25 protein-coding genes are annotated in these 26,525 nt (G+C 70.5%); 12 read left to right on the forward strand and 13 right to left on the reverse strand.

The annotated features are described in order from the left end of the window. Positions 1 to 69: 69 nt before the first annotated feature. Positions 70 to 1,851, reverse strand: a complete 1,782-nt coding sequence (gene argS / locus ACZ5VQ_RS20710) for an arginine--tRNA ligase (protein ID WP_469106165.1) — start codon at positions 1,849 to 1,851, stop codon at positions 70 to 72. Between the two features lie 362 nt (positions 1,852 to 2,213). Between argS and lysS the strand changes: the two genes are divergently transcribed. Beyond that, positions 2,214 to 3,956: a lysine--tRNA ligase gene (lysS, locus tag ACZ5VQ_RS20715; protein ID WP_469106166.1), complete on the forward strand. Its 1,743-nt coding sequence runs from the start codon at positions 2,214 to 2,216 to the stop codon at positions 3,954 to 3,956. A gap of 94 nt (positions 3,957 to 4,050) precedes the next feature. Here lysS and ACZ5VQ_RS20720 read toward each other — a convergent pair whose 3' ends face one another. The 3 genes from ACZ5VQ_RS20720 to ACZ5VQ_RS20730 form a co-directional block, all read right to left on the reverse strand. Next, on the reverse strand, positions 4,051 to 5,406 hold the full coding sequence (locus ACZ5VQ_RS20720) for a DUF2637 domain-containing protein (protein WP_469106167.1): 1,356 nt from the start codon (positions 5,404 to 5,406) through the stop codon (positions 4,051 to 4,053). A gap of 178 nt (positions 5,407 to 5,584) precedes the next feature. Continuing rightward, positions 5,585 to 6,451: a DUF3558 family protein gene (locus tag ACZ5VQ_RS20725; RefSeq protein WP_469106168.1), complete on the reverse strand. Its 867-nt coding sequence runs from the start codon at positions 6,449 to 6,451 to the stop codon at positions 5,585 to 5,587. Positions 6,452 to 6,598: 147 nt separating this feature from the next. Next, positions 6,599 to 7,483 (reverse strand): DUF3558 domain-containing protein, encoded by an 885-nt coding sequence (locus ACZ5VQ_RS20730; protein WP_469106169.1) that lies wholly within the window; start codon positions 7,481 to 7,483, stop codon positions 6,599 to 6,601. Between the two features lie 217 nt (positions 7,484 to 7,700). On the opposite strand from ACZ5VQ_RS20730, the gene ACZ5VQ_RS20735 reads away from it, so the two are divergent. After that, entirely contained in the window at positions 7,701 to 8,894 is a 1,194-nt protein-coding gene (locus ACZ5VQ_RS20735) for an RtcB family protein (RefSeq protein WP_469106170.1), read from the forward strand. A gap of 70 nt (positions 8,895 to 8,964) precedes the next feature. Continuing rightward, positions 8,965 to 9,813: a carbohydrate deacetylase gene (locus ACZ5VQ_RS20740; RefSeq protein WP_469106171.1), complete on the forward strand. Its 849-nt coding sequence runs from the start codon at positions 8,965 to 8,967 to the stop codon at positions 9,811 to 9,813. 79 nt (positions 9,814 to 9,892) lie between these two features. On the opposite strand, the gene ACZ5VQ_RS20745 is transcribed toward ACZ5VQ_RS20740, so the two are convergent. Next, positions 9,893 to 10,081: a hypothetical protein gene (locus ACZ5VQ_RS20745; RefSeq protein ID WP_469106172.1), complete on the reverse strand. Its 189-nt coding sequence runs from the start codon at positions 10,079 to 10,081 to the stop codon at positions 9,893 to 9,895. Next, on the reverse strand, positions 10,081 to 10,866 hold the full coding sequence (locus ACZ5VQ_RS20750) for an SDR family NAD(P)-dependent oxidoreductase (RefSeq protein ID WP_469106173.1): 786 nt from the start codon (positions 10,864 to 10,866) through the stop codon (positions 10,081 to 10,083). The genes ACZ5VQ_RS20745 and ACZ5VQ_RS20750 overlap by 1 nt, the downstream gene beginning before the upstream one ends. A 184-nt stretch (positions 10,867 to 11,050) precedes the next feature. Here ACZ5VQ_RS20750 and ACZ5VQ_RS20755 point away from each other — a divergent pair, with 184 nt between their 5' ends. Both ACZ5VQ_RS20755 and ACZ5VQ_RS20760 read left to right on the forward strand, forming a co-directional pair. Next, complete coding sequence (locus ACZ5VQ_RS20755) at positions 11,051 to 11,491, forward strand: ester cyclase (protein ID WP_469106174.1); 441 nt, start codon at positions 11,051 to 11,053, stop codon at positions 11,489 to 11,491. A 123-nt stretch (positions 11,492 to 11,614) separates the two neighbouring features. Beyond that, positions 11,615 to 12,109, forward strand: a complete 495-nt coding sequence (locus tag ACZ5VQ_RS20760) for a hypothetical protein (RefSeq protein WP_469106175.1) — start codon at positions 11,615 to 11,617, stop codon at positions 12,107 to 12,109. Positions 12,110 to 12,200: 91 nt separating this feature from the next. Here ACZ5VQ_RS20760 and ACZ5VQ_RS20765 read toward each other — a convergent pair whose 3' ends face one another. Further along, positions 12,201 to 12,602 carry a winged helix-turn-helix transcriptional regulator gene (locus ACZ5VQ_RS20765; RefSeq protein ID WP_469106176.1) on the reverse strand — a complete coding sequence of 134 codons (402 nt, stop codon included), beginning with the start codon at positions 12,600 to 12,602 and terminating at the stop codon, positions 12,201 to 12,203. 125 nt (positions 12,603 to 12,727) lie between these two features. Here ACZ5VQ_RS20765 and ACZ5VQ_RS20770 point away from each other — a divergent pair, with 125 nt between their 5' ends. Next, complete coding sequence (locus ACZ5VQ_RS20770) at positions 12,728 to 13,633, forward strand: NADP-dependent oxidoreductase (RefSeq protein ID WP_469106177.1); 906 nt, start codon at positions 12,728 to 12,730, stop codon at positions 13,631 to 13,633. 208 nt (positions 13,634 to 13,841) lie between these two features. Here the strand turns inward: ACZ5VQ_RS20770 and ACZ5VQ_RS20775 are convergent, their stop codons facing one another. Beyond that, positions 13,842 to 14,675, reverse strand: coding sequence for a DUF6597 domain-containing transcriptional factor (locus ACZ5VQ_RS20775; RefSeq protein WP_469106178.1), 834 nt, complete (start codon positions 14,673 to 14,675; stop codon positions 13,842 to 13,844). A gap of 124 nt (positions 14,676 to 14,799) precedes the next feature. On the opposite strand from ACZ5VQ_RS20775, the gene ACZ5VQ_RS20780 reads away from it, so the two are divergent. Together ACZ5VQ_RS20780 and ACZ5VQ_RS20785 are read left to right on the forward strand one after the other, a co-directional pair. After that, the gene (locus ACZ5VQ_RS20780; protein ID WP_469106179.1) at positions 14,800 to 15,918 is read left to right on the forward strand and encodes an LLM class flavin-dependent oxidoreductase; all 1,119 of its coding nucleotides are present in this window, start codon (positions 14,800 to 14,802) and stop codon (positions 15,916 to 15,918) included. Then, positions 15,915 to 16,568: an FMN reductase gene (locus ACZ5VQ_RS20785; protein ID WP_469106180.1), complete on the forward strand. Its 654-nt coding sequence runs from the start codon at positions 15,915 to 15,917 to the stop codon at positions 16,566 to 16,568. The genes ACZ5VQ_RS20780 and ACZ5VQ_RS20785 overlap by 4 nt, the downstream gene beginning before the upstream one ends. Positions 16,569 to 16,892: 324 nt before the next feature. Here ACZ5VQ_RS20785 and ACZ5VQ_RS20790 read toward each other — a convergent pair whose 3' ends face one another. Then, on the reverse strand, positions 16,893 to 18,161 hold the full coding sequence (locus ACZ5VQ_RS20790) for a glycosyltransferase family 4 protein (protein ID WP_469106429.1): 1,269 nt from the start codon (positions 18,159 to 18,161) through the stop codon (positions 16,893 to 16,895). A gap of 191 nt (positions 18,162 to 18,352) precedes the next feature. Here ACZ5VQ_RS20790 and ACZ5VQ_RS20795 point away from each other — a divergent pair, with 191 nt between their 5' ends. Beyond that, on the forward strand, positions 18,353 to 19,060 hold the full coding sequence (locus tag ACZ5VQ_RS20795) for a response regulator transcription factor (RefSeq protein ID WP_055610892.1): 708 nt from the start codon (positions 18,353 to 18,355) through the stop codon (positions 19,058 to 19,060). After that, positions 19,061 to 20,545 (forward strand): sensor histidine kinase, encoded by a 1,485-nt coding sequence (locus ACZ5VQ_RS20800; RefSeq protein ID WP_469106181.1) that lies wholly within the window; start codon positions 19,061 to 19,063, stop codon positions 20,543 to 20,545. A gap of 123 nt (positions 20,546 to 20,668) precedes the next feature. Here the strand turns inward: ACZ5VQ_RS20800 and ppk2 are convergent, their stop codons facing one another. From ppk2 to ACZ5VQ_RS20815, 3 genes are read right to left on the reverse strand one after another with little or no spacing between them, the layout of a single operon-like run. Beyond that, positions 20,669 to 21,562, reverse strand: a complete 894-nt coding sequence (gene ppk2, locus ACZ5VQ_RS20805) for a polyphosphate kinase 2 (protein WP_469106182.1) — start codon at positions 21,560 to 21,562, stop codon at positions 20,669 to 20,671. Between the two features lie 18 nt (positions 21,563 to 21,580). Next, the gene (locus ACZ5VQ_RS20810; protein ID WP_469106183.1) at positions 21,581 to 21,814 is read right to left on the reverse strand and encodes a hypothetical protein; all 234 of its coding nucleotides are present in this window, start codon (positions 21,812 to 21,814) and stop codon (positions 21,581 to 21,583) included. A 37-nt stretch (positions 21,815 to 21,851) separates the two neighbouring features. Continuing rightward, positions 21,852 to 23,006 (reverse strand): inorganic phosphate transporter, encoded by a 1,155-nt coding sequence (locus ACZ5VQ_RS20815; RefSeq protein ID WP_469106184.1) that lies wholly within the window; start codon positions 23,004 to 23,006, stop codon positions 21,852 to 21,854. A 300-nt stretch (positions 23,007 to 23,306) separates the two neighbouring features. Between ACZ5VQ_RS20815 and ACZ5VQ_RS20820 the strand changes: the two genes are divergently transcribed. Beyond that, positions 23,307 to 24,104, forward strand: coding sequence for an ABC transporter ATP-binding protein (locus tag ACZ5VQ_RS20820; RefSeq protein ID WP_398896560.1), 798 nt, complete (start codon positions 23,307 to 23,309; stop codon positions 24,102 to 24,104). Positions 24,105 to 24,109: 5 nt separating this feature from the next. Beyond that, a complete protein-coding gene (locus ACZ5VQ_RS20825; protein WP_469106185.1) occupies positions 24,110 to 25,420 on the forward strand; it encodes an FtsX-like permease family protein in 1,311 nt (436 codons plus the stop codon). A 125-nt stretch (positions 25,421 to 25,545) separates the two neighbouring features. Here the strand turns inward: ACZ5VQ_RS20825 and ACZ5VQ_RS20830 are convergent, their stop codons facing one another. Further along, a complete protein-coding gene (locus ACZ5VQ_RS20830; protein WP_469106186.1) occupies positions 25,546 to 26,295 on the reverse strand; it encodes a transglutaminase domain-containing protein in 750 nt (249 codons plus the stop codon). Positions 26,296 to 26,525: the final 230 nt, after the last annotated feature.

Raw genomic sequence — 26,525 nt, forward strand, 5'->3', positions numbered from 1 at the left:
CGGGCGCGGCCCCGTGGTGAGGGGCCGCGCCCGGGTCTTGGGTGGCTGCCGGTGGAGCTCGGACGACGATCAGAGGCGGTCGGGCGTCCTGATGCCGAGCAGGGCCATGCCCTGGTGGAGCGTGCGGGCCGTCAGGTCGACGAGGAACAGCCTGTTCTCGACGACCTCCTTCGGGTTCGCGTCGCTCAGCACCTGGCACTGGTCGTAGAACGTCGTCAGGTGCGACGCCAGCTGGTACAGGTACGAGGCCAGTTTGTGCGGCTCGTACCCCGACGCCACGTCCAGGAGCAGTTCGCCGAACTGGTCCAGGTGCAGACCCAGCGCGCGCTCCGCCGGGGCAAGTGCGAGCTCCGGGTGGGCCAGCGGACGCGCGTCCCCGGCCTTGCGGAGGATCGACCGGATACGGGCGTACGCGTACTGGAGGTACACGCTCGTGTCGCCGTTCAGCGACACCATCTGGTCCAGGTCGAACTTGTAGTCCCGGACGGCCGACGTGGACAGGTCCGCGTACTTCACGGCGCCGATCCCGACGTACCGGCCGTTCTCGACGATCTCGTCCTCGGCCAGGCCGACCTTCTCGGCCTTCTCGCGGACCACCGCCGTGGCACGGTCGATCGCCTCGTCGAGCAGGTCGACCAGCCGGATCGTCTCGCCCTCACGGGTCTTGAACGGCTTGCCGTCCTTGCCGAGGACCGTGCCGAAGGCCAGCTGCTCCGCCTTCGCGTCGCCGTTCAGCCAGCCCGCCCTGCGTGCCGTCTCGAAGACCATCTTGAAGTGCAGGGACTGGCGGGCGTCGACCACGTAGATCAGGTTGTCCGCCTTCAGGTTGAAGACGCGGTCCCTGATCGCCGAGAGGTCCGTGGCCGCGTAGCCGTAGCCGCCGTCCGACTTCTTCACGATCAGCGGGACCGGGTTGCCGTCCGGGCCCTTGACGTCGTCGAAGAACACGCACAGGGCGCCCTCGGACCACACCGCCACGCCGGCCTCTTCGAGGAGGCGGCACGTCTCGTCCAGCATGTCGTTGTAGCCCGACTCGCCGACGATGTCCGCGTCCCGGACCTCCATGTCCAGCTTCTCGAAGACCGAGAAGAAGTAGATCTTCGACTCGTCCACGAACTTCTGCCACGTGGCCAGGGTGTGCGGGTCGCCCGCCTGGAGGTCGACCACCCTGCGCCGGGCGCGCGTCTTGAACTCCTCGTCGGAGTCGAAGTGCGTGCGGGCGGCCTTGTAGAGGCGGTTGAGGTTCGACATCGCCTCCTCCCCCGACACCGCGCCGTCCTCGGCGGCCTCGTGGTCCAGCTCGTGCGGGTGCTCGTCCAGATACTGGATGAGCATGCCGAACTGGGTGCCCCAGTCGCCGATGTGGTGCCGCCTGACGACGGTCTCGCCGACGAACTCCAGGATCTGGACGACCGCGTCGCCGATCACCGCGGAGCGGAGGTGGCCTACGTGCATCTCCTTCGCCACGTTCGGCTGGGCGTAGTCGATGACCGTCGTGCCCGGGTTCTCCGTGAACGGGACGCCGAGGCGGTCCGCCGGGTCCGTGGCGCGGGCCGCGAGGTTCTCCGTGATTGCCCGGTCCGTGATCGTGATGTTCAGGAAGCCGGGGCCCGAGACCTCGATGTCCTTGATCACGTCACCCTTGACGAGGCGGTCGACGACCTGCGTCGCCAGGTCCCTGGGGTTGGCCTTCGCCTTCTTCGCCAGGGCGAGGATTCCGTTGGCCTGGAAGTCCGCCCTGTCGCTGCGTCGCAGCAGCGGGTCCGCGGGCGCGGTCTCCGGCAGGGCTGCCGTGAGCGCGTCCGCCAGGCGCTGGTGGACGTGGGCGGTGAGGGACGTGACCGAGGCCATGGGGTGGGTGCCGTTCTCCTCGTGGGTACGGGTGGATCCGTCCAGTATCCCATGGGGGTAAAGCGAGTTTTCGCCCCCGCCGCCCCTACCCATTCCCGTCCCTTACTCGGGGGCGCTGCCCCCGAACCCCCGCTCCTCAAACGCCGGAGGGGCTAACTACTAGCCTGTCCGGCGTTTGAGGACGAGGCCGTTCAGGCCGATGCGGGGGTCTGGGGGCGGAGCCCCCAGAGGACGGGAACGGGTAGGGGCGGCGGGGGCGGTGAAAAGCCGTTTTCGTGGATGCGGGGCGAGCTGGGAGAATGGGGCGGTCAGCCGTGCGAACCGTACCGCCGGCCAAAGACACCTCCTGAGGAAAGAAGGACGTGCCGATCGTGGCTCAGAGCACCGAGACCACCGACTGGGTCTCCCGTTACGCGGATGAGGTCATCGAGGAGTCGGAGCGTCGGGCCCCGGGCAAACCGGTCGTCGTCGCGTCCGGACTGTCCCCGTCCGGACCCATCCACCTCGGGAACCTGCGCGAGGTCATGACCCCGCACCTCGTCGCCGACGAGATCCGCCGCCGGGGCCACGAGGTCAGGCACCTCATCTCCTGGGACGACTACGACCGGTACCGGAAGGTGCCGAACGGCGTCGTGGGTGTTGACAACTCCTGGGGCGAGCACATCGGCAGGCCCCTCACCGCGGTACCCGCCCCGAAGGGCTCCCCGTACGCGAGCTGGGCCGAGCACTTCAAGGCCGCCATGGTCGAGGCACTCGGCGAGCTGGGCGTCGAGTTCGACGGCATCAGCCAGACCGAGCAGTACACCTCCGGCACGTATCGCGAGCAGATCCTGCACGCGATGAAGCACCGGGGGGACATCGACGCGATCCTCGATCAGTACCGGACCAAGAAGGCCCCGGCCAAGAAGCAGTCGCAGAAGCCCGTCGACGAGGCCGAGCTCGAAGCCGCCGAGGGGTCGGGCGCGGCGGCCGACGACGACGGCACCGGCTCCGCCGGGTACTTCCCCTACAAGCCCTACTGCGGCGACTGCGGCAAGGACCTCACCACCGTCACGGCCTACGACGACGACACCACCGAGCTGACGTACACCTGCACCGCGTGCGACTTCTCGGAGACCGTGCGGCTCAGCGAGTTCAACCGCGGCAAGCTGGTCTGGAAGGTCGACTGGCCGATGCGCTGGGCGTACGAGGGTGTTGTCTTCGAGCCCTCCGGCGTCGACCACTCCTCGCCCGGATCCAGTTTCCAGGTCGGCGGACAGATCGTCGGGAGCATCTTCGGCGGCAAGCAGCCCATCGGCCCGATGTACGCCTTCGTGGGCATCTCCGGCATGGCGAAGATGTCCTCCTCCAAGGGAGGCGTGCCCACCCCCGGTGACGCGCTGAAGATCATGGAGCCGCAGATCCTCCGCTGGCTCTACGCCCGCCGCCGTCCCAACCAGTCCTTCAAGATCGCCTTCGACCAGGAGATCCAGCGGCTCTACGACGAGTGGGACAAGCTGGAGGGCAAGGTCGCGGACGGCTCCGCGCTGCCGGCGGACGTCGCCGCGCACTCGCGTGCCGTCGGCACCGCCGCGGGTGAGCTTCCGAAGACGCCCCGCCCGATGGCCTACCGCACGCTCGCCTCCGTCGCCGACATCACCGCCGGCGCCGAGGACCAGACCCTGCGCATCCTCAGCGAACTCGACCCCGCCGACCCGCTCTCGTCCCTCGACGAGGTCCGGCCGCGGCTCGACAGGGCCGAGGCCTGGATCAACACCCAGGTCCCCGCCGACCAGCGCACCGTCGTCCGCAAGGAGGCCGACACCGAGCTGATCAAGTCCCTCGACGACCAGGGGCGCGCATCACTGCGGCTCCTCCTCGACGGCCTCGACTCGCACTGGTCGCTCGACGGACTCACGCACCTCGTGTACGGAGTCCCGAAGGTCCAGGCCGGCTTCTCCGCCGACGCCACGCCCAAGGAACTCCCGGCGGAGATCAAGGTCGCCCAGCGCACCTTCTTCGCCCTGCTCTACCACCTGCTGGTCGGCCGCGACACCGGCCCCCGCCTGCCCACGCTGCTCCTCGCGGTGGGCCAGGAGCGGGTGAGGAAGCTGCTCGGGGAGTAGGCGACCGCCAGGCCGCAGCACGGCCGTACGTGCCAGTACGTGGAGGGGCGCCCGGAGATGTCCGGGCGCCCCCTCCACGTATCCACACCGGGTTTTACGCGATGTGGTCTTCCTGCAGTTCCGCCGTGTGGCGGTTGGTGAAGCGGTTGACCATGCGGTCGGCCTCGCGCTGCGGGAGCGTCGTGCCGTACGTCGCCTCCACGTCACCCCTGAACTGGCCCGAGGTCGGGTAGCTGCCGTCTATCGACTTCTTGAAGACCAGGTAGTAGTCCTCCTCGGTCGGCTCTGTGCCGCCGCCCGCCCCCATTTCACGGGTACGGCCCGGGCCTGCCGGGATCGGGAAGGTACCGGTGTCCTCCGGAGAGGGCTCCGGGGCGGGAGCCGGCGGCTCCTCGAACTGCTGCGGGAACGTCTCCTGCTCGAACTGCCGCGGGTCCTCGAACTGCCGCGGGTCCTCGAACCGCCGCTGGTTCTCGAACTGTTCGGCCTGCTGCTCCCCGTACCACTCGGCGTACGCGGCCTCCGGGTCGTACGTCGGGTCGTAGCCGCCCTGGTACTCGATGGACTGGGGGTCCCGGGCATGCAGCCACTGATTCTGCGCCTCGGCATAGTCCGGCTGCTCGGGGGGCTCGTCGCCCTCGGGAGTGGGACGCTGCATCCGGGCACGTGCGGCGTCGTTCGGTACGGCGTACGCGGTCTCGGGGGTGTGACGGCCCGAATCCGCGTTGACCGGCTCCAGGGCGGGCTGCGGCGCCGGAGGCAGCAGCGCCGGCTCGATGCCCGCCGCGGCCAGACCGGAAGGGGCCGTCTCCGCCAGGGGCACGCCGTAACGCGCCAGCCGCAGCGGCATCAGGGACTCGACCGGCGCCTTGCGGCGCCAGGCACGGCCGAAGCGCGAACGCAGCCGGGCCTGGTAGACGAGACGCTCCTGCTCCAGCTTGATGACCTGCTCGTAGGAGCGCAGCTCCCACAGCTTCATCCGGCGCCAGAGGAGGAACGTGGGGAGCGGGGACAGCAGCCAGCGGGTGAGGCGCACGCCCTCCATGTGCTTGTCGGCCGTGATGTCCGCTATCCGGCCGATCGCGTGCCGCGCCGCCTCCACGGAGACCACGAACAGGATCGGGATGACACCGTGCATCCCGACACCCAGCGGGTCCGGCCACGCGGCCGCGCCGTTGAACGCGATCGTCGCCGCCGTCAGCAGCCACGCCGTCTGGCGCAGCAGCGGGAACGGGATCCTGATCCAGGTCAGGAGCAGATCGAGCGCGAGCAGGACACAGATTCCCGCGTCGATACCGATCGGGAAGACGTAGCTGAACTTCCCGAAGCCCTTCTGGAGGGCGAGTTCGCGCACCGCGGCGTACGAACCGGCGAAGCCGATTCCGGCGATGACGACGGCTCCGAAGACGACCACCCCGATGAGAATCCGGTGCGTCTTCGTGAGCTCCATAGGCGCGGACACCCGTACTCCCCTCCCATGACGACCTGTTGCGCGCAACAGAGTGGCACATGTGTACGGGCTCCGGGCGCGCAGTACGGCAGCGGCCCGGCCCCCAAAGAGGCCGGGCCGCTGCAAATGTCCTGGTCCGGCCGCGAGTTGGGCCCCGGCCGGATTGCCGGAACGGCCGTCAGCTCTTCTTCGTGGACGACTTGCTCGGGCTCTTGCTCGTTCCCGAATCCTTGCCGAGGTCCGAGCCCTGGCCCGCGCTCTTGCTCGGACTCGGGCTCTTGCTCGGCGCCGTACTGCCGCCGGACGCGGAGCCGCCGCCGGCCCCGTTCGCCGTCCGGACCGCCTCCACGGCCTCCTTGGCGGCCTCCTCCGCCGCCTTCGTCAGATCGGCCACCTTCGGGGCCTTGTCGCCCGCCAGACCCGCGCCGTTGTAGTCGAGCGTCACGACGACGTTCTCGACCCGCGTCACGACCGTCTGCTGCTTGAAGGTGCCTTCCTTCTTCTTCAGGTCGTACGTCACCAGCGTCGCCTCGTTGCCCATCCCCGTCAGCGGCTGCGACTTGGTGTCCTTCGCACCCTCGACCGAGCGCGCGTCCTCGGCGTGCTTGGCGAAGTACTCCGAGGCCAGCTTCTCGCCCGTACCGCGGGTCGCGTCCGACTCGAAACGCAGCAGGGACACGTTCAGCCAGCGGAACTGCGAACCGTCCACGCCGTTGTTGTCCAGGCTGTTCCAGGAGCAGTTGCCGCGCGTGTCCGCGTCGCCCGACTCGCCCTCCTTGTTGGACTTGGCGCCCTTCGGGACCATTTCCTGCAGCGTCTTCGACGAGAACACCTTGCAGGGCTCGGGAAGCTTCGCGTACGCGGCCTCCTTCACCACCGAGCCCGCCTCCGTCGCGGAGGACGACGCCGAGGCGCCTGAGTCCTTCTTCGCGTCGTCGCCGGAGTCCGAGGAGCAGCCGGAGGCGACGAGCATCATCGGGACGGCGGCCGCGCCGACAAGGATGCGGGTGAGTCGCTGACGCTGGCGCTGTGCGGGTCGGTGCATGGTTCCTTCACTCAAGACGCTGGGTGTGCGTGCGAACGGCCGCGTCCTCGGTCGGCCGCACTCGGTCGGGTCCGAGGGGCCACGGTACGCCGAACGGGACACGGGTGACTCGGGTTCCGCCCAGCCCGAAACCCCTGCCGGGAGCCCCTAGTCGTTGAACGTCCCGGCGAGCTGACCCGCCAGTTTCCGCGCTCTGTCCTGCATGTCCTTGCTGCTCGGGACGTCGGTCGTGGTCGCCGGCTGCTCGTCGTACTGGATCGTCACGACCACGTTGGACGTGCGGAACACCACAGTCACCGTGCGCTGCCGGGTGCTGCTCAGGGCGTCGTCCAGGAACGCCTCGTCGCCCAGGTCGTCGAGCGTGCGGGGCTGGAGGGCGGACGGGGTGGAGCCGTCGGAGGGCGTGGCGGAGCCGCTCTCCGCGTCCGAGGCGCTGGAGCTCGGACCGGAACCGGAGTCGCCCGAGGGGGATCCGCTCCCGTCGGAGGACGAGCCGGATGATTCGGGCGACTCGGGCGACTCGGACGAATCCGATGAGTCCGACGGCTCCGATGCCTCTGACGACTCCGACGAGGCGACCGGCTCCGGAAGGTCCGCCGACGTCTCCCGCGTCAGGTAGATCTCCGTCGCACGGTCGTCGTCGCTGACCGCGTTGTCGTACGAGACCACCCGCTCGAAGTCCACCAGCAGATGATCCGTCGCCCCGGTCGACTGCGCCTTCCAGCGGCAGCCGACCTTGCGGTCCGTGTCGTACGTCTGCGTCGCCGTGCCCTCGTACGCCTTCTCGCGCTGCTCCTCGTCCGTGACCTGCTTGATGCCCGGCAGCAGCGAGTCCAGCGAGCTGTGCGAGACGGCGGCGCACGGCTCGGGGAGCGTGCGGTACTTGCCGGGCTGCGCCGCGGTCGGCGTCGTGGCCGATTCGCCCGGCTTCGGGTCGGTCGTGCCGTCGTCGTCGCCCGATCCACCGGTGCAGCCGGCCAGCAGCACCGCGAGGAGCGCGGCGACGCCGGGTACGTACGCCTTCCGCTGCACGGTGGGGCTCCTCTCGACGGGTCGCCGCGCTGGGCGCGCGACCGGGGTGTCCTGTGGTTGTGCGTTGGTTATTCAGTTGCCGCGCGGGGGCGGCTCCTGGAGACAATGTGTATCGCACGCACTGCCGTGGACGCCGGTCCGTTGTCCCAAACGTTGACCTTGGCGCCGGTTTTGCGATTTGTGACTTCTGTTTGTTTTTCGGGGGAATGAGGACGAGATGTCGTACGTGGAAGTGCCGGGCGCGAAGGTTCCGATCCGCATGTGGGCGGACCCGGCGTCGGTCGAGGACGTGGCGATGCAGCAGCTCCGCAACGTCTCGACGCTCCCCTGGATCAAGGGCCTCGCCGTCATGCCCGACGTCCACTTCGGCAAGGGCGCGACGGTCGGTTCCGTGATCGCCATGCAGGGGGCCGTGTGTCCTGCGGCGGTCGGGGTCGACATCGGCTGCGGGATGTCCGCGGTCAGGACGTCCCTGACGGCCAATGACCTGCCGGGGGACCTTTCCCGACTGCGGTCGAAGGTCGAGCAGGCCATTCCTGTGGGGCGGGGGATGCATGACAGCCCGGTGGATCCTGGAGGGTTCCATGGGCTGGCTACTGCGGGGTGGGACGACTTCTGGGGGCGGTTCGACGGTGTGGCCGAAGCGGTCAAATTCCGTCAGGAGCGAGCCACGAAGCAGATGGGAACGCTCGGATCGGGGAACCACTTCGTCGAAGTGTGCACGGATACGACCGGTTCTGTTTGGTTGATGCTGCACTCCGGCTCCCGGAACATCGGCAAGGAACTGGCCGAGTACCACATAGGCATTGCGCAGAAGCTCGCGCACAACCAGGGTCTGGTCGATCGCGACCTCGCCGTGTTCATCGCGGACACCCCGCAGATGGCGGCGTACCGCAACGATCTGTTCTGGGCGCAGGAGTACGCGAAGTACAACCGAACGCTCATGATGGCGCTCCTGAAGGACGTGGTCCGCAAGGAGTTCAAGAAGGCGAAGCCGACCTTCGAGCCGGAGATCAGCGCGCACCACAACTACGTGGCCGAGGAGCGGTACGAGGGCATGGACCTGCTGGTCACCCGCAAGGGCGCGATCCGCGCGGGCTCCGGCGAGTACGGGATCATCCCGGGCTCGATGGGCACGGGTTCGTACATCGTGAAGGGCCTCGGCAACGAGAAGGCCTTCAACTCGGCCTCGCACGGGGCGGGCCGGCGCATGAGCCGTAACGCCGCCAAGCGTCGCTTCTCGACAAAGGATCTGGAGGAGCAGACGCAGGGTGTGGAGTGCCGCAAGGACTCCGGCGTCGTGGACGAGATCCCGAGCGCGTACAAGCCGATCGAGCAGGTCATCGATCAGCAGCGCGACCTCGTGGAGGTCGTGGCGAAGCTGAAGCAGGTTGTGTGCGTGAAGGGCTGAACTCATTGGTGGGGCCCGGGCTGTTGTCGGCCCGGGCCTCATTTTTTCATTGCGACGACGGGAACTTCCATTGCCGGCCAGTGAGTTGTTGGGTTTCCCCGCTGATGCGCGTGTCCTCATTGTCAATTGTGATGACTTTGGGATGCATCGGGGGATCAATGCCGCCGTTGTCGAGGCGATCGAGAGAGGGATCGCCCGGTCGTGCAGCTTGATGGTGCCCTGTGGTGGGACCGAAGAGGCCATGCGGTTGTTGCGGGAGCGGCCCGAGGTGTCGTTCGGGGTGCATCTCTCGCTGGTGTGTGAGGTGGGGGCGCGGAGTGGGCGGGGGCCTGTTGCGCCGCGGGCGGATGTGGGGTCCCTGGTCGATGAGCGCGGGGAGCTCTATACGCCCGAGCGGAGTTCGGAGTTGATGGCGCGGGCTCGGATCGAGGATGTCGAGGTGGAGTTCCGGGCCCAGGTCGAGACCGTCGTACGGGGTGGGCTGGAGCCGACCCATCTTGACTGGCACTGCCTGCTCGATGGCGGGCGCGGCGATATTTTCGAGCTGACCGTGGCCCTGGCAAGGGAGTACGGGCTCGCCGTGCGGGTTTGGGGGGAGGCCGGACGGCAGCGAGTACGCGGGCTGCCCGTTGTCGATCATGACTTTCTCGACAGTTTCTCGCTGCCGCTCGACGGCAAGGCGGAGCGGTACGCGCGGCTGTTGCGGGAGCTTCCGGTCGGGCTGAGCGAGTGGGCCGTGCATCCGGGGCCGGGGGACGCGCAGTCGCGGGCGGTTGATCCCGAGGGGTGGCGGGTCCGGCAGAGCGACCATGAGTTCCTCGTCTCGGCCGAAGCCCGTGAACTCCTCAGGGAGGAAGGGATCTTCGTGGTCGACTACCAGGGCGTGCGGGAGAAATGGCGTCGGGGCGGTGGCGGGTGAGGGGATCCGGTGGCTCGTCGAGGCCGGTTGAGCGGATCCGATGACGGACCGTCCGACGTCACAGGGCACCGGTCCGGGCCTACTTCGCGTGGGTCACCGCGTAGATCATCACGAACGCCACGAGGTGGATGCCGAAGAGGAAGTACGCGAGGTACCACCAGACGTAGCGTTCGTCCTTCTTCTCCTGGGCCAGGCGGCGTTGTTCCCGGTCCCGGGCGGGCGGTTCCGCGGCGGGCTGTTCCTGGGCCGGGTGGTCGGCGTCCGGCACTACAGCTCCCTGTGGACCTTCGTGTTGGAGGCCTGCGCGCGGGGGCGGACGACCAGGAGGTCGATGTTGACGTGGGAGGGGCGGGTGACCGTCCACGTGATGGTGTCGGCGACGTCCTCGGCGGTCAGCGGCTCCGCCACGCCGGCGTAGACCTTCGAGGCCTTCTCGGAGTCGCCGCCGAAGCGGGTCAGGGCGAACTCGTCCGTCCTGACCATGCCGGGGGCGATCTCGATGACGCGGACCGGGGTGCCGACGATCTCCAGGCGGAGGGTCTCGGCCAGGACGTGCTCGCCGTGCTTGGCGGCCACATAGCCCGCGCCGCCCTCGTACGTGCCGTGTCCGGCGGTCGAGGAGACGACGACCACCGTGCCGTCGCCGCTCGCGGTCAGGGCGGGGAGGAGGGCCTGGGTGATGTTCAGCGTGCCGATGACGTTCGTCTCGTACATCTGGCGCCATTCGGCCGGGTCGCCGGACGCGACCGGGTCGGCCCCGAGCGCGCCGCCCGCGTTGTTGACGAGGACGCCGATCGTCCTGAAGGCGGTGGCGAACTCGTCGACGGCCGCCCGGTCCGTGATGTCCAGCGTGTACGCCGTCGCCTGGCCGCCCGCCGCTTCGATCTCCTCCGCGAGCGCCTCGATGCGGTCCTTGCGGCGGGCGGTGAGGACGACGCGGTAGCCCGCGGCCGCCAGCTGCCTGGCCGTCGCGGCGCCGATTCCGCTGCTCGCGCCGGTGACGACGGCGATGCGGGAGGCGGCGGAGGGCGCGGCGGATGGGGCGGCGGTCATGGGCTGCTCCTCGGGGGAGGGGGCGGGCGCGGCCGTGGTGCCGGGCCGCCGCTCGCTCGTACGGTCGATTGCTTCACCGGCCAGGATAGGCGGGCGGGGTGTACGGCCGGTCGGTGACCTGGTGCACGGGGGCGGATCCGGTGGGAAAATCGAGGTGGGTGATCCCCTGCTCAGGAGGTGGATCATGGGACAGGCACGTGAGGTCATGGACCGGCTCACGGAGGCACTGACCACGAACCAGGATCTCAAGGTCATCGCCGAGCTCTACGCGGCGGACGCGGTCGCCTTCACGCCCGACGACGGAGAGATCCACGGGCGCGACAACATCGTCGAGTACTGGCGGCACATGACGGAGGCGGTCCCGGAGGCGACGTTCGAGACGGTGCACTCGTACGAGATCGGCGACACCGCCGTCGACGAGGGCTTCTTCAGTGGCAGGAACACAGGGCCGCTGGTGCTGCCCTCCGGGGAGTCGCTGCCGCCCACCCAGAAGGAGATCAGGGTTCGCGGGGTCGACTTCGCGACCGTCGACGCGGACGGCCGGATCGCCAGTTACCGGCTCTACTTCGACCAGATGGACTTCCTCGGACAGCTGGGGCTGCTGCCCGAAGAGCTGTTGGCCTGAGCGCTCCTTCCCGGCTCCTCCCGACCGCCCTCTCACCTGATGGGCGGCGCCTGTCGTGCGGCCCAGGTGGCATACATCCGTCGACGTACGGAGACACACGGGTCGACGCGGAGGACATGACACATGCGGATTCTTTGTGGGCTGGGCGCGGCCGTGGTGGTGGCTGTGGCCTCTCCGGCTGCAACCGCCACTGCTGCTGCCACTGTGGCGGCCGCGCCGGCACCTGCCGTGGCGCCCGAGGCCGATCTCGCCTATCACGGGCATCTGTCGATGACCGGCGGACGCGTGGACCTGCGGATGACCCCGCAGAACCACGGTCCCTCCGGTGTCGCGGAGGCGACCGTACGGCTGCGGTGGTCGGTGCCGCTCGCGGACGAGCAGGGGCTGCCGGCCGGGTGCGCACGGACGGAGGTGCGGACGGTGATGTGCCGGACGGGGGCGCTGCCGGCGGACGGGTGGGGGGAGACGATCACCATGACCGTACGGCTGAGGGGGGCGCCCTCGGAGGTGACGCTGGGCATCGACACGGTGTGGGGCGGCGGTGCGGTGGATCGCAACCATCACAACGACCGGCAGGAGGTGCTGGTGCTGGACACCGGGGACACGTATGTCTTCTAGCGGATTCCGGTGTCTTCCGGCGAGCTCCGGCGGGCTTGGTCCCGTACGGGGGCGGGCGGGCTTGGTCTCGTACCGGGGCGGGCGGTGGCGGTCACGACTCCGATGTGTCGTAACGCTCGCGCGCCTCGTTGACCTCCTCGATGTGCAGCTCCGCCCAGTCCTTCACGGCGGTGAGCAGGCAGCTCAGGTTCGTGCCGAGCGGTGTGAGTTCGTAGTCGACGCGGACGGGCACGGACGGGGTCACGGTGCGCGTCACGATGCCGTCGCGCTCCAGTGAACGTAGCGTCTGCGTCAGCATCTTGGGGCTGACTCCCGCGATCTTGCGGCCGAGGTCGCTGTAGCGCATCGGGCCCGCGGCGAGTGCCGCGACGACGAGGCTGACCCACTTGTCGCTGATCCGGTCGAGCAACTGGTTGGTCGGGCAGCTCTTGAGGAACGCGTCGTACTCGACCCGTGCCTGTTCGCGCCGCTCGGCCGCGGTCCTGGTCGCCATCGTCCGCTCACCTCCGGGTGACATACGCACCTTCAGGTGCCTACTTACCAAAAGAGAGTAGCTCTTCCTAGGGTTGTTGCAACAGGGCAGATAGCCCTGCAATTGCCTACAAATGGGAGAGTTCCATGCGTGCAGCAGTCGTTACGGCGTTCGGCGGTCCGGAGGCCGTGGAGCTTGTCGAGACGGACGTGCCGGAGCCGGCGGCCGGGCAGGTGCGGATCAAGGTCGCGGCCGCGGCACTGAACCCGGTCGACGCGGAGGTCCGGGCGGGCGCGTTCGGGGCAGGGGGCGGGGGCGCGGGTGAGCGGCTCGGGTTCGGCTGGGACGTCGCCGGGACGGTGGACGCGGTCGGGGCTCGGGCCGCCGGCTGGACGGTGGGCGACGAGGTGGTCGCACTCCACGAGGGTCTGTTCAAGTCCTTTGGTACGCACGCCGATTACGTCGTCGTGGACGCCGGCGCGGTGGCCGGGGCGCCCACCTCGGTCGACGCGGTGCACGCGGCCGCCCTGCCGCTGAACGCCCTCACCGCGGCCCAGGCGCTGGATCTGCTGGACGTCGGGCCCGGACAGAGTCTGCTGGTGACGGGTGCGGCCGGTGCCGTGGGCGGTTACGCGATCCAGCTCGCCGCCCGTCGGGGGATATCCGTGACCGCGCTCGCCCGGGAGTCCGACGAGGAGCTCGTACGGTCGCTGGGGGCGTCCCGGTTCACGGCGGGTGCCGTGGGGGCGGGCAGTGTGGATGCGGTTCTGGACGCGGCGGTTCTCGGCGGGGACGCGCTGGAGTGGGTGCGGGACGGGGGTGTGTACGTCGGGGTCATTCCGGGGGCCTCGCCTGCGGCCGTGCGGGGGGTGCGGGTCGGGACGGTGGAGGTTGTCGGGGACGGGGTGCGGCTTGCGGAGTTGGTGGGGCTGGTCGATGCGGGGGTTCTCACGGTTCGGGTCGCCGAGGTCGTCCCGCTCGCCGAGGTGGCGAAGGCGCATGCGCGGCTGGAGGAGGGTGGGGTTCGGGGGCGGGTGGTGCTGGTTCCCTGAGGGTTTTGTAGGAGGCGGTTGTGGTTTGGCTGCGGGTGGGTGGGGGCTGGTCGCGCCCACGCGGCGGAGTCGCATGCAGACACGGCGCCCGCGTGCCTGAAGGGGCTCACAGCCTCCGCGCCCTTGGAGAGGCTCACGGCGCCCGCGCTCCTGAAGGGGCTCACGGCGCCCGCTCCTTGAGAGGCGCCCCCGCATCCCCTCGGTGCCCTCAGTGCGTGCTCTGGGTGTACGCCGTCGGGGGTACCACCACCGTCGCGGTGAAGTCGCGGATCAGGTGGGCCTGGTCCGCGTAGCCGAGGTCTGCCGCGAGGGTGGCCCAGTCGGTGGAGGGGGCGGACCCGGCGTGCTCCAGGGCCTCGTGGATGCGGTAGCGGAGGATGATCCACTTGGGGCCGACGCCGACGTAGGTGGAGAAGAGGCGCTGCATCGCTCGTACCGTCATGCCCTGGGCGTGGGCGAAGTCGGCGACGCGGCGGATCGTGCGGTCGGTGCGGATGAGGTCGACCAGGGCCGCCGCCCGGTCGGCGCGGGGGTCGGGGGCCGGGGCCAGGCCGAGCAGGAAGGTGTCGAGCGCGGCCACGCGGTCGGTCTCGTCGGGCGGGGTGAGCACGGCGTCGAGGTCGGCCTGGGCGGTGGGGAGCGCCTCGGCCAGGGCAAGGCGTCTGCCCGTCCAGTCGGACACCGGGTGCCGCGGTGCGAAGGGGTGGAAGCCCCCGGGCCGGAACTTGATGCCGCACACCCGGCCCCGCCCCTCCAGCTTCTGTGTGAAGAGCCCGAGCTGGATGCCAGCGACCTCGACGAACGGGTCACGGCCCTCGAACTGCTGGAAGACGATGTGGACCGCGGGGTGCGGGACCACATGGGAGACGTACGGCTCGGGGAGGTCCCAGTCGATCAGCCAGTAGTGCTCCACGTGACGACGGAGGGGCCCGGCGGGCTCGGGGCGGCGGAAGTCCACGCGCGCGAGGAACTCCGCGGGGTCGACGATGCCTCTGGTGTCGCGGTCGGCGTCACGGTTTGTGTCACGGCGTGGGGCGGCCATATCGGGATGGTAGGACGGGGCACTGACAACGGCCCGGGCGCGTGTGGCCGGGGAATAGCTCCGCGGGGTTCATCGTTGGCGGGTATAGTTGAATCGTAAACAACCTGCGGAGGATGAGGCAGCCATGCAGTTCGGGATCTTCAGCGTCGGTGACGTCACGCCGGACCCCACCACGGGTCGTGTGCCGTCCGAGCACGAGCGGATCAAGGCCATGGTCGCCATCGCGCAGAAGGCCGAGGAGGTCGGGCTCGAGGTCTTCGCGACCGGTGAGCACCACAACCCGCCGTTCGTGCCGTCGTCGCCGACCACCATGCTCGGCTGGATCGCCGCGCGCACCGAGAACCTCATCCTCTCCACCTCCACCACCCTCATCACCACCAACGACCCGGTGAAGATCGCCGAGGACTTCGCGATGCTCCAGCATCTGGCGGACGGCCGCGTGGACCTGATGATGGGGCGCGGCAACACCGGTCCTGTCTACCCCTGGTTCGGGCAGGACATCAGGCAGGGCATCAACCTCGCCGTCGAGAACTACGCGCTGCTGTACCGGCTGTGGCGCGAGGACGTCGTCGACTGGGAGGGCAAGTTCCGTACGCCGCTGCAGTCGTTCACGTCGACGCCCCGGCCGCTGGACGGCGTGCCGCCGTTCGTCTGGCACGGCTCGATCCGCTCGCCGGAGATCGCCGAGCAGGCCGCGTACTACGGCGACGGGTTCTTCCACAACAACATCTTCTGGCCGGCCGACCACACCAAGCGGATGGTCGAGCTGTACCGGTCGCGGTACGCGCACTACGGGCACGGCACGGCGGAGCAGGCGATCGTCGGGCTCGGCGGGCAGGTGTTCATGCGCAGGAACTCGCAGGACGCGGTCAGGGAGTTCCGGCCGTACTTCGACAACGCGCCGGTGTACGGGCACGGCCCGTCGCTGGAGGACTTCACCGAGCAGACTCCGCTGACGGTCGGCTCGCCCGAGCAGGTGATCGAGAAGACGCTGGGCTTCCGGGAGTACGCCGGTGACTACCAGCGTCAGTTGTTCCTCGTGGACCATGCCGGGCTGCCGCTGAAGTCCGTGCTGGAACAGATCGACATGCTGGGCGAGGAGGTCGTGCCCGTGCTGCGCGAGGAGTTCGCGAAGCGGCGTCCGGCCGGGGTGCCGGAGGCGCCGACGCATGCGGCGCGGGTTGCTGCCGCGGCAGCGGCCGGTGCCGGTGCCAGTGTCGACAAGGAGGGGTCCTCGTCATGAAGCTCGTCGTCGTTTCGGCGGGGCTGAGTGTTCCGTCGTCCACGCGGCTGCTGGGTGACCGGCTGGCCAACGCGACCGCCGGGCGCACCTCGGCGGACGTCCGGGTGGTGGAGCTGCGGGACCTCGCGGTCGAGATCGCGCACAACTTCACCACCGGCTTTCCCGGGCCCGCGCTGGGTGCCGCCCTGGACGCGGTGGCGTCGGCGGACGGGCTGATCGTCGTCACGCCGGTGTTCTCCGCCTCGTACAGCGGTCTGTTCAAGTCCTTCTTCGACGTGCTGGACCCGGAGGCGCTGACCGGGAAGCCCGTGCTGATCGCGGCGACCGGGGGGTCGGCTCGTCATTCGCTGGTCCTGGAGCATGCGCTGCGGCCGCTGTTCGCGTATCTGCGGGCGGTGGTCGTGCCGACCGGGGTGTACGCGGCTTCGGAGGACTGGGGGGCCGAGGGGCTCGTTGAGCGGATCGATCGGGCCGCGGGGGAGCTGGCGGGGTTGATGACCGGGCCGGCGGCGGGCCGGGCTGCGTCGGCGTCGGCTTCTGTGCCTGCGCCTGTGCATGTGCCGGCGCAGGGTGCGGGGGATCTCGTACGTGGGGGTGGCTTCGAGGTCGTTCCCTTCGAGCAGCAACTCGCCGCGTTGCGACCCGAGTAGCGAGTAGGGCTCGTGGTGTTGCCGCACCGGCCGGCCGGGGGTGCTGGGGGCGTCCTCCGGCCGGCCGGGCGAGTCTGTGGGCACCCCGGTCTTCTTCGGCGAGGTTCCCCCCACGGGCCGCCCGCCGTGCGAAAGCGGGCGGCCCGTGGCACTGGCCCGGGAAGCCGAGCGGGCCGGTGCGGGGGCCGGGTGGTCCTGGGGGACTGGGAACCCGTGTGGGCCGCCCGGCGTACTGGATGTGACGCCCTCGTCCGGCGTCTGTTGTGAGTGACGACCGACCCCTCGGGCGCTCCGGTCGTGCTCGGAGGGCGGGACCCCCGGGCGTCACGGGCCCGCGGGTCTCGTGCTGTTGATGGTGGGGGTCCGGCCGTTCGGTGTGCGGCGGAGGCGGCGCGTCTGGCGGCGGGCCCAGCCCACGGCGCGGACCCGGCCCCGGATCCAGGCGCGGCGGGTGCGGGTTGCCGTGAGTTCGGTGAACAGGGCCTCGTAGCGGTCGACGACCGGGGCGGCGTCGTAGCGGCGGGAGCTTCGCAGCGCCGCCTCGCCCATCGCTTGGCGCAGAGGCTCGTCCGTGATCAGGTCGTGCATCGCCTCGGCGAGGGAGCGGGCGTCGCCCACGGGTGTCAGACGGCCGTCGACGCCGTCCGTGATGATCTCGGCGGGGCCCAGTGGGCAGTCCGTGCTGATCACCGGTACTCCGCAGCGCATCGCCTCGACCAGGGTCATCCCGAACGACTCGGCGTCCGAGGCCGAGACCACCATCGCCGATTTGGCGAACTCCGCCTCGATCGGCGTACGCGGACCCATGAGGCGGGCGTGCCCGGCCAGGCCCAGGCCGTCGATCAGGTGCTGGAGGTGCTCCCGCTCGGGGCCGCCGCCGAAGATCCGCAGCCGCCAGTCGGGTTCCTTCGAGGCGACCGCGGAGAAGGCCTCGATCAGCAGGTCGAAGCGTTTGCCGCGGACGAGACGGCCGGCCGCGGTGATCACCTTCGTCGTCCCGTCGCGGGTGAGGCCCTGCGGCGCGGGCACCATGTTCGGCACCGCGGCGACCCGTACGCCCGGCAGCGGCATCCGCCGCCGGTACACCTCCGCGTCCGCCTCCGTCGTCGTCACCACCGCGTCCAGCGAGCGGTAGGCGCGGGCCAGGACCCGCTGCAGCCGCTTGCTGTGCGAGTCGTGCCGCAGATGCTCCTGGGCGATGCGCAGTGCCCGGCGCGGGGCGAACCGGGCCACGTACACGTTGACGCCGGGCCGCGTGCCGATCACCACGTCCGCGTCGCAGCCCTCCAGATAGTCGCGGGCGCGCAGGTCGGTGAGCCGCGTGTACTGCTCGTAGCGCTTGTCGGAGGCGGGGAAGTCGACGGCCGGCCGGGCGTAGGACGGGTCCCTGAGGTCCCGGCTGCCGTCCCGTTCGTCCACCAGCGGGACCACCGTGATCCGCGGGTCGACGGTGAACCTCGGCTCGTCCCGGTGCCGCCTCATCGACACGATCTCGACGTCGTGCCGCCCGGCGAGCGCCGCCGCGAGGTTGAGCGTGGTGCGGACGGTCCCCCCGATGGCGTACGCGTTGTGCAGAAGGAACACGATCCTCATGCGTTCGGTGGTCTCCCTACGTTTCATGCGGTGCGCTGCCTCCCCGTCGCGGCGCTCGCCCCCGGCATCGGGGACACAGTGGCGGGGCGAGGTAAGCCACCGGTCCCGGCAGGGTGAGAGCCGGGTAAGAGGCCCGGCCGTACCCCTCTCCAGCAGGTAGTACGTTCCGCGGGGCTTGGCAGACTGGTCCCGTGCCCCAGAATCTGCTGCTCGCCGAGGACGACCGCGCGATCCGCCATGCCCTGGAGCGGGCCCTGACCCTGGAGGGATACGCGGTCACGGCGGTCGCCGACGGCGTCGAGGCGCTCGCGCAGGCCCACCGCACCCCACCCGACGTGCTCGTTCTCGATGTGATGATGCCGGGCATCGACGGCCTCCAGGTCTGTCGCGTGCTGCGTGCGGAGGGCAACCGCACCCCGATCCTGATGCTCACCGCACTCGTCGAGACCGCGGACCGCATCGCCGGTCTGGACGCGGGCGCCGACGACTACGTGGTAAAGCCGTTCGACGTCGAGGAGGTCTTCGCCCGGCTCCGGGCCCTGCTCCGGCGTACGGGCGCCCCCGTCGACGTACCCAGTGAACCGCCGCGCATGCCCGACGGCCAGATCGCCGCAGCGGGTCTGCGCATCGATCCGCAGGCGCGCCGCGTCTGGCGGGGCCCGCACGAGGTCGAGCTCACCCGCACCGAGTTCGACCTGCTGGAACTGCTCGTCCGCAACGCGGGCATCGTCCTCGACCACACCACCATCTACGACCGCATCTGGGGCTACGACTTCGGGCCCGGCTCCAAGAACCTCGCCGTGTACGTCGGCTACCTGCGGCGCAAGCTCGACGAGCCGGGCGCGCCCTCCCTGATCCACACGGTGCGTGGTGTGGGGTACGTGCTGAGGGAGGACTGAGTGCGCTCCGGCGGGCCCGGCGGCGCGCGCCTGAGGCGGTGGGTGGCCCGCGCCCGGCTGTCCTCGCTGCGCACCACCTTCACGGTGTCGTTCGCGGCGGTGGCGGCCGCCGTCACCGTCCTCGTCGGGTTCCTGTCGTACGACGCCGCCGCCCGGCTCGTACGCGTCGACCAGCAGACCGTGTTCGAGGGCGTCGTCCAGGACCTGCTCGACGAGGTGCGCCACAGTGCGCTGACCCCCGCCGACTTCGCCACCGCCGACGCCGACGGCGGTCCGCGCGACGAACTGATCAGGCCCAGCGGCACGGTCGTGCAGGTCCTCGGGCCGGACGCGTCGGTCGTCGACCGGGGCCATCCGGCACTGCCCGTCGGCGCCGACGACAGGCGGACCGCGGCCGCGCGGACGGCCGGCCAACTGGTGGAACACCGTGACGTCGACGTCGGCGACGGCATGTACCGGGTGGCCACGGTCTCGCTCGGCGACGGGCGGGGCGCGGTGCAGATCGCGCAGGAGTTCAGCGACACCGAGGACCTGCTGCGCGAACTCCAGCAGCGGACCGTCCTGCTGGTGGGGGCCGTCGTGATCGCCGCCGGTCTCTTCGGCTGGTGGCTGGCCCGGCGCATCACCTCGCGGCTCGTCCGGCTCGCCGGGGCCGCCGAGGACGTGGCCCGCACCGGGCGGCTCGGCATCCAGGTGCCGGTCGCCGGATACGACGAGGTGGCGCGGCTCGGGCGCTCCTTCGACCGCATGCTGGGCCGCCTCGCCCAGTCCGAGGAGGACCAGCGGCGCCTCGTCCAGGACGCGGGCCATGAACTCCGTACGCCCCTGACCTCGTTGCGCACCAACATCTCGATGCTCCGCCGGATCGACGAGCTCCCGCCCGCCGTCCGCGGGGAGCTCGTCGCCGACCTCGCCCAGGAGTCCCGCGAACTCACCGACCTGGTCAACGAGTTGGTCGATCTCGCGGCCGGCCAGTCGGACCGGGAGCCGCTCCAGCGGGTGGCCCTCGCCGACATCGCCGAGGACGTGGCGGTGGCGGCGCGGCGGCGGACGGGGCGGGCCGTCTCGGTGCGGGTGTCCGGCGACACGGTGGTCGACGGCCGGCCCGGCGCGCTGCAGCGGGCGCTGTCCAACCTCGTGGACAACGCCGCGAAGTTCGACCGGGGCGGGAGCGAGCCGATCGACATCGTGGTGACGGGGGCGGGGACGCCTGTGGTGACGGGTGCCGGTGCCGACACGGGGGCTGCCGTCCGCGTCGAGGTCCTCGACCGCGGGCCCGGTATCGCCGAGGAGGACCTCGACCGGGTCTTCGACCGCTTCTACCGCGCGCCGGACGCCCGGAGCCTGCCCGGCTCCGGGCTCGGACTGTCGATCGTCCGCGAGGTGGCGACCGCCCACGGCGGCGGGCCGTTCGCCCGGCGCCGGGAGGGCGGGGGGTCGGCGATCGGGTTCACGGTGAGCGGCGACGGGGGCAGCGGGGGCTGAGGCGTCCCCGTACGTCCCCGTGTGCCTTCGGACGGCTGCCCGCCACCCCGGAGCCCCTCCCGGCGGCCGGCCGGGACTCCTGCGAGAGCCCGGCGCCCGGCCAGGCGCTCCTCCGCGGGCCCCCTACCAGCCCTCCTGCAACTCGTCGTCCTCGCCCGCCTCCAGCAGGGTCGCCGCCGCGCCGACTATCCGGGGGTCCGGCTTTCCGACCACCTCGTCGTCCTTGCCCGTGTAGTCGAAGCGGGCCAGCACGCTGCGCATGGCCTCCACGCGGGCCCGCTTCTTGTCGTTGCTCTTCACCACGGTCCACGGGGCCTGCTCGGTGTCCGTCTCGCGGAACATGGCGACCTTGGCGGCGGTGTAGTCGTCCCAGAGGTCGAGGGACGCGAGGTCCATGGGGCTGAGCTTCCACTGCCGTACGGGGTCGACCTGCCGGATCGTGAACCGGGTGCGCTGCTCGCCCTGCGACACCGAGAACCAGAACTTCACCAGGTCCACGCCGTCGTCGACGAGCATCCGCTCGAACGCGGGTGCCTGCCGCATGAAGCGCCGGTACTCGTCGCCCGTGCAGAAGCCCATCACCCGCTCCACACCGGCCCGGTTGTACCAGGACCGGTCGAACAGCACGATCTCCCCGGCCGTCGGCAGATGCTCGACGTACCGCTGGAAGTACCACTGTCCGCGCTCGCGTTCCGTCGGCTTCTCCAGGGCCACCACCCGGGCACCGCGCGGGTTGAGGTGCTCGGTGAAGCGCTTGATCGTGCCGCCCTTGCCGGCCGCGTCCCGTCCCTCGAAGACGACGACGAGCCGGCGCCCGGTCTCCTTGATCCAGCTCTGCAGCTTCAGCAGCTCGATCTGCTGCAGCCGCTTGTGCCAGTCGTACTCGCCGCGCTCCATGCGCTGTTCGTACGGGTAGTTCTCGCGCCAGGTGTCCACCGCGCTGCCGTCGGGGCGGATCAGCACCGGGTCGTCGTGGTCGGTGTAGTCGACGCGCATGTCACTCAGCAGCTCGGTCATCTCTACTCCCCGGGAGGATCAGTGGAACTGCGGCACGATCAGATAGATCCCGTACGCCACCACGGCCGCGCACGAGAGGAAACACAGCCCGGCCACGCCGAGCCCCACCGGGTCGGTGCCTCCGTCGCCCTCCCGCGCGGTCTCCGCGCGGGCCAGGCCCAGCACGCCGAGGGCGAAGACGACGACCACTCCGACCGTGACTCCGGTACTCACCGCGGCGACCTCGCCGAGGGCGCTCCAGTCCAGCTGCATCGTTCGTACTCTCCTTGCTCTCCAGGGCCGGGGCGAATCAGGCGGCGGTGGAGACCTGCGTCGCGGCCGCGCCGCGGACGCTGACCTCGTGGGTCTCGTTGACGTTGGACGCGTGCACCGGGTTGCGGCGCGACATCACGACGATGAAGGTGGCGACGGCGAGCGCGAGGAGCGCGATCACCACGATGCCGAAGTTCCCGCCGTGCGTCACCACGCTCGCGGAGAGACCGCCGACCAGCGCGGCGGCGGGAAGCGTCATCAGCCACGCCGCCACCATCCGCCCCGCCGTGCCCCACCGCACCTCGGCAAGACGCCTGCCCAGGCCCGCACCGAGAATGCCGCCGGAACACACCTGCGTGGTCGACAGCGCGAAACCGAGGTGCGCGGAGGTCAGGATCACCGTCGTGGAGGCGGCCTCCGCGGCGAAGCCCTGCGGCGACTGGATGTCGGTCAGCCCCTTGCCCATCGTCCGGATGATCCGCCAGCCGCCGAGATACGTACCGAGACCGATCGCGAGACCGGCCGACGCGATCACCCACAGGGGCGGCCCCGCGTCGTGACCGAGCGCGCCGGCCGAGATCAGCGTGAGCGTGATGACGCCCATCGTCTTCTGCGCGTCGTTCGTGCCGTGCGCGAGAGAGACCAGCGACGCCGAGGCGATCTGCCCGAGCCGGAATCCCTTCGTCACCGTCTTCTGCCGGGCCCGTGCGGTGATCCGGTACGCGAGGTACGTCGCGATGAGCGCGGCCACACCCGCCACCAGCGGCGAGGCGACCGCCGGGATCAGCACCTTCTCGACGACCTTGTCGAAGTGCACACCGTGCTCGCCCGCGCCCACCCAGACGGCTCCGATGAGGCCGCCGAACAGCGCGTGCGAAGAGCTCGACGGCAGCCCGAGAAGCCAGGTCGCGAGGTTCCACAGGATCGCGCCGACCAGGCCGGCGAAGATCATGCCCGGTGTCACCAGGGTGTCGTCCACGATCCCGCCGGAGATCGTCTTCGCGACCTCGGTGGACAGGAACGCGCCGACGACGTTCAGTACGCCGCTGATCAGGACCGCCGTTCTGGGCCGCAGCGCGCCGGTGGCGATGGAGGTCGCCATCGCGTTCGCCGTGTCGTGGAAGCCGTTGGTGAAGTCGAAGGCGAGGGCCGTGACGATGACGACGGCCACAAGGAACGTGATGTGGTCCATGCCGTCGATGCAAGCAAGCGGAGGCGTACGGGCGGCGAAGCGGAGGCAAAGGGTACGCATGCGTGTGGTCATGCCCCCCACAAGTCCGCTGTTCCGGGCGGTGCGGAGCCCGGAATTGCCTCCAGGACCGGGGTTTGCCTTCGGCGGGACCGGGTTTTCCCGCCCGGACAGGTGTCGCTGAGTACACCCCCCGATACGGGTTCTGCGCCCAATGTGCCCGCCCCGCCTTCTCCGTAGCGTCTTTCGCGGGGCACAGGAAGTGCCCGACAGGGGGGCACGGACGGTGCCCGACGGAGGCTGATGACGATGTTTCGCCGAACCGATCGACGCAACCACGAGCACGGCACGGGCCCCGCCGCCGAGGCGCTGCGGCTGGTCAAGGTCACCAAGACCTACGGGGGCGAGGAGAACGCGGTGACCGCCCTGGACGGGGTGACGCTCGCCCTGCCGCGCGGCACGTTCACCGCGGTGATGGGGCCCTCGGGATCCGGCAAGTCCACGCTGCTGCAGTGCGCGGCCGGACTCGACCGGCCCGACAGCGGCATCGTCGTGGTCGACGGCGCCGAGATGACCGGCGGCACCGAGGCCGAGCTGACGAAGTTCCGGCGCAACCGGATCGGCTTCGTGTTCCAGCAGTACAACCTGCTCGACACCCTCACCGTCGCCCAGAACACGATCCTGCCGCTCAAGCTCGCCCGCCGCCGCGTGAACCGGGCGCGGGTGGAGGAGATCCTCACCGCCGTCGGCCTCGGCGACCGCCTCGGCCACCGGCCCGACCAGCTCTCAGGCGGCCAGCGCCAGCGCGTCGCCATCGCCCGCGCCCTGGTCACCGAGCCGAGCGTGATCTTCGCCGACGAACCGACCGGCGCCCTGGACACCCGCAGCGCGCGGGACGTCCTGCGGCTCCTCCAGGAGGCGGTACGGGTCCACGGCCGCACGGTCGTCATGGTGACCCACGACCCGGTGGCGGCCTCGTATGCCGACTCGGTGCTGTTCCTCGCGGACGGCCGGCTCGCCGGTGAGATGCACCGGCCGACCGTGGACGCGGTGGCCGAGCGCCTCGCGCACCTCGGCGACGACGTGATGGCGGGGGTGTGACCGTCATGTTCGCTCTGGCCATGCGTTCCATCCGGCAGCGCCCCGGGCGCTTCGCCGCGACGCTGCTGTCCGCCTTCCTGGGCGCGGCGATCATCATGACCTTCAACTCGATGCACGACACGGCGGGCGCGAAGGGCGTCGACGCCACCAGCGCCGAGACCCTCTCCACCGCGGCGGGCGTCGTCGGCGGCTACGGCACCCTCCTGGTGTTCTTCGCCGTCGCCTCCACCCTGACGGTGAACGTCCGTCAGCGCTCCGCCGAGATCGAGCTGTTGCGCTGCTCCGGCGCGACCCCGGCACAGATCAAGCGGATGGTCGTGGGGGAGTCGGTGGCCGTCGCCCTGGTGGGCGCGCTGCTCGCGATCGGCCCCGCGATGCTCGGCGGACGGCTGCTGCTCGACCTCTTCAAGGACAGCGGGCAGGTCGCCGAGTCCGTCGACCACTCCTTCGGGACGATCGCGCTGCTCTCGGGCATCGACATCACGGTCCTCGCGGCGGCGGGCGCGGCGTTCCTCGCGGTGCGCCGGGCCACCCGGAAGACCGGACCCCGGGGCAGGGGACGGACGTTCTTCGTCCGCGCCGCCCTGGTCCTCGGCGGTCTGTCGGTCTGCTCCACCTTCGCGTTCTCCTCGACCGACGCCGCACTGATGGCACCGGCCGCGTACGGCGCGATCCTGCTCGCGGTCGGCTTCGCGCTGCTCTCGCCGAAGCTGCTAAGGGTTCTGCTCGACCGGCTTCCGCTGACGGGCCCGAGCGGCTACCTCGCCGTACGCACCATGCGGGAGCGTGCCGCGCAGCTGTCCGGTGTCCTCATGCCGTTGATCCTCTTCACCGCCATGGCGACGGCGACCCTCTACATGCAGGCCGTCGAGAACGACGCCATCGACGCTTCCGGAGTCCCGAAGTCCATCGACGCCAAGAACCTCGAAACCCTGAACCTCGTGGTCGTCGGCATCATCGTGGTCTTCTCCTGCATCATGCTGATCAACTCGCTGTACGCGGCGACGACCTACCGGCGCCGGGAGTTCGGCCAGCAGCGGCTCGCGGGGGCGACCCCCGGGCAGGTCCTGGGGATGGTCGGCATCGAGTCCCTGGTCCTCACGGTGACGGGTGTCTTCTTCGGTACGGCGGCCGGGCTCGCCGGGATCATCCCCTTCACGATGGTCCGCACGGACTCGGTCCTTCCGGAGGAAGGGCTGGGGATCTGGTTCGGGATCGTGGCGGTCGCGGGGGCGGCGGTGCTGGTGACCAGCCTGACGACGGCTCGGAGGGCGCTGCGGACGCCGGCGGTAGGGGCGGTCTCGCTGGTCGCTTGAGCCTCCGGGTGGGCGGGGCTTGTTCGGCGGGTGCGGGCCGGTGGGGGCTTTCAAGGGGCGCGGGGAACTGCGCGACCAGCCCCGACCGGCCCGCACCCGCCGAACCGCATGTCCACCGGAGGCGCTCAGGAGCCGGCGCTCCACCTGCCCAGCACCGGCTCCGTCATCGTGCGGGCCGCGAAGCACAGGGTCTGGCCGTGGTGGCTGAAGAGGGTGTCGCGGGAGTCGAAGTGGCCGAGGTCCGTCCGGACCTGGGCCGACAGGTCGCAGGCCGTGCCGGGGGCACCGCAGCTCGTCGCGCCGCCCCAGTCGACGGTCGTGCGGGCCACGGCGTCGAAGAGGGTCTCGCCGCCCCGGTTGGTGAACGCGCCGTCGCCGTCGGCCTTCCCGAACAGTTCACCGATCGGCACCCAGGCCCCCTCCAGCCGGAACTCGGGCCAGGCCAGCAGCACCTGCTCGGGCACCAGCGGCTTCAGCCGGGGGAACCGCGGGTACCAGAAGACGCCGTCGACGAGCAGGCCCCGTACCCGCGTGCGGATGCCCACGGCACGGGCGACCGCCTCAAGGACCGCCATCCGCTGACTGCACGAACCGCGTCCCAGCCGCAGTGTCGTCGAGACCCGCCGCCGGTCCTCCACGGAGTACACCGGCCGGATCTCCCGCGCGATGATCCCGTGCGCCACGCGCAGCGTCTCGGATGCGGAGGCCCGCCCCCGGACCCGGTTCACCAGGGCCGTGACACCCGGATCCGTCCAGTCCAGGATCTCGGTGGCCCGCGTCGAACCCCGTACCTCCGGTGGCCGGGCCACCCGCCGTACGTCCGACCGTGCAGCACGTCCGGCGCTCCGGTACGGCATCAGCAACCGGCTGGTCATGGTCGCCACCCCCGCTTCTCTCCACGACTTCCGCCATCATCACACGCCCCGCCGGCCGGTCCGGAGCGGTGGCACACGGCCGTGCGACCGCCCTGCGCGCGGCCGCGGTACCGGGGTCGGCGCGCGAAGTGCGAAAAGCCGTACGTATCTTGGTGGTTGGACCTTGATCGGTGAATCTTGAACCTTATGTTTGTGCGTGTCCGTACACGCCTTGGATGAGAAGACGGTGC

This window comes from Streptomyces sp. NPDC033178, from assembly GCF_055577685.1.

What these genes read in the sequence shown, in the direction of transcription:
- argS (WP_469106165.1), bottom strand. Translation starts at nt 1,851, where the DNA reads ATGGCCTCGGTCACGTCCCTCACCGCCCACGTCCACCAGCGCCTGGCG.
- ACZ5VQ_RS20720 (WP_469106167.1), bottom strand. Translation starts at nt 5,406, where the DNA reads ATGGAGCTCACGAAGACGCACCGGATTCTCATCGGGGTGGTCGTCTTC.
- ACZ5VQ_RS20725 (WP_469106168.1), bottom strand. Translation starts at nt 6,451, where the DNA reads ATGCACCGACCCGCACAGCGCCAGCGTCAGCGACTCACCCGCATCCTT.
- ACZ5VQ_RS20735 (WP_469106170.1), top strand. Translation starts at nt 7,701, where the DNA reads ATGTCGTACGTGGAAGTGCCGGGCGCGAAGGTTCCGATCCGCATGTGG.
- ACZ5VQ_RS20750 (WP_469106173.1), bottom strand. Translation starts at nt 10,866, where the DNA reads ATGACCGCCGCCCCATCCGCCGCGCCCTCCGCCGCCTCCCGCATCGCC.
- ACZ5VQ_RS20755 (WP_469106174.1), top strand. Translation starts at nt 11,051, where the DNA reads ATGGGACAGGCACGTGAGGTCATGGACCGGCTCACGGAGGCACTGACC.
- ACZ5VQ_RS20760 (WP_469106175.1), top strand. Translation starts at nt 11,615, where the DNA reads ATGCGGATTCTTTGTGGGCTGGGCGCGGCCGTGGTGGTGGCTGTGGCC.
- ACZ5VQ_RS20765 (WP_469106176.1), bottom strand. Translation starts at nt 12,602, where the DNA reads ATGGCGACCAGGACCGCGGCCGAGCGGCGCGAACAGGCACGGGTCGAG.
- ACZ5VQ_RS20770 (WP_469106177.1), top strand. Translation starts at nt 12,728, where the DNA reads ATGCGTGCAGCAGTCGTTACGGCGTTCGGCGGTCCGGAGGCCGTGGAG.
- ACZ5VQ_RS20775 (WP_469106178.1), bottom strand. Translation starts at nt 14,675, where the DNA reads ATGGCCGCCCCACGCCGTGACACAAACCGTGACGCCGACCGCGACACC.
- ACZ5VQ_RS20780 (WP_469106179.1), top strand. Translation starts at nt 14,800, where the DNA reads ATGCAGTTCGGGATCTTCAGCGTCGGTGACGTCACGCCGGACCCCACC.
- ACZ5VQ_RS20785 (WP_469106180.1), top strand. Translation starts at nt 15,915, where the DNA reads ATGAAGCTCGTCGTCGTTTCGGCGGGGCTGAGTGTTCCGTCGTCCACG.
- ACZ5VQ_RS20790 (WP_469106429.1), bottom strand. Translation starts at nt 18,161, where the DNA reads ATGAGGATCGTGTTCCTTCTGCACAACGCGTACGCCATCGGGGGGACC.
- ppk2 (WP_469106182.1), bottom strand. Translation starts at nt 21,562, where the DNA reads ATGACCGAGCTGCTGAGTGACATGCGCGTCGACTACACCGACCACGAC.
- ACZ5VQ_RS20810 (WP_469106183.1), bottom strand. Translation starts at nt 21,814, where the DNA reads ATGCAGCTGGACTGGAGCGCCCTCGGCGAGGTCGCCGCGGTGAGTACC.
- ACZ5VQ_RS20815 (WP_469106184.1), bottom strand. Translation starts at nt 23,006, where the DNA reads ATGGACCACATCACGTTCCTTGTGGCCGTCGTCATCGTCACGGCCCTC.
- ACZ5VQ_RS20820 (WP_398896560.1), top strand. Translation starts at nt 23,307, where the DNA reads ATGACGATGTTTCGCCGAACCGATCGACGCAACCACGAGCACGGCACG.
- ACZ5VQ_RS20825 (WP_469106185.1), top strand. Translation starts at nt 24,110, where the DNA reads ATGTTCGCTCTGGCCATGCGTTCCATCCGGCAGCGCCCCGGGCGCTTC.
- ACZ5VQ_RS20830 (WP_469106186.1), bottom strand. Translation starts at nt 26,295, where the DNA reads ATGACCAGCCGGTTGCTGATGCCGTACCGGAGCGCCGGACGTGCTGCA.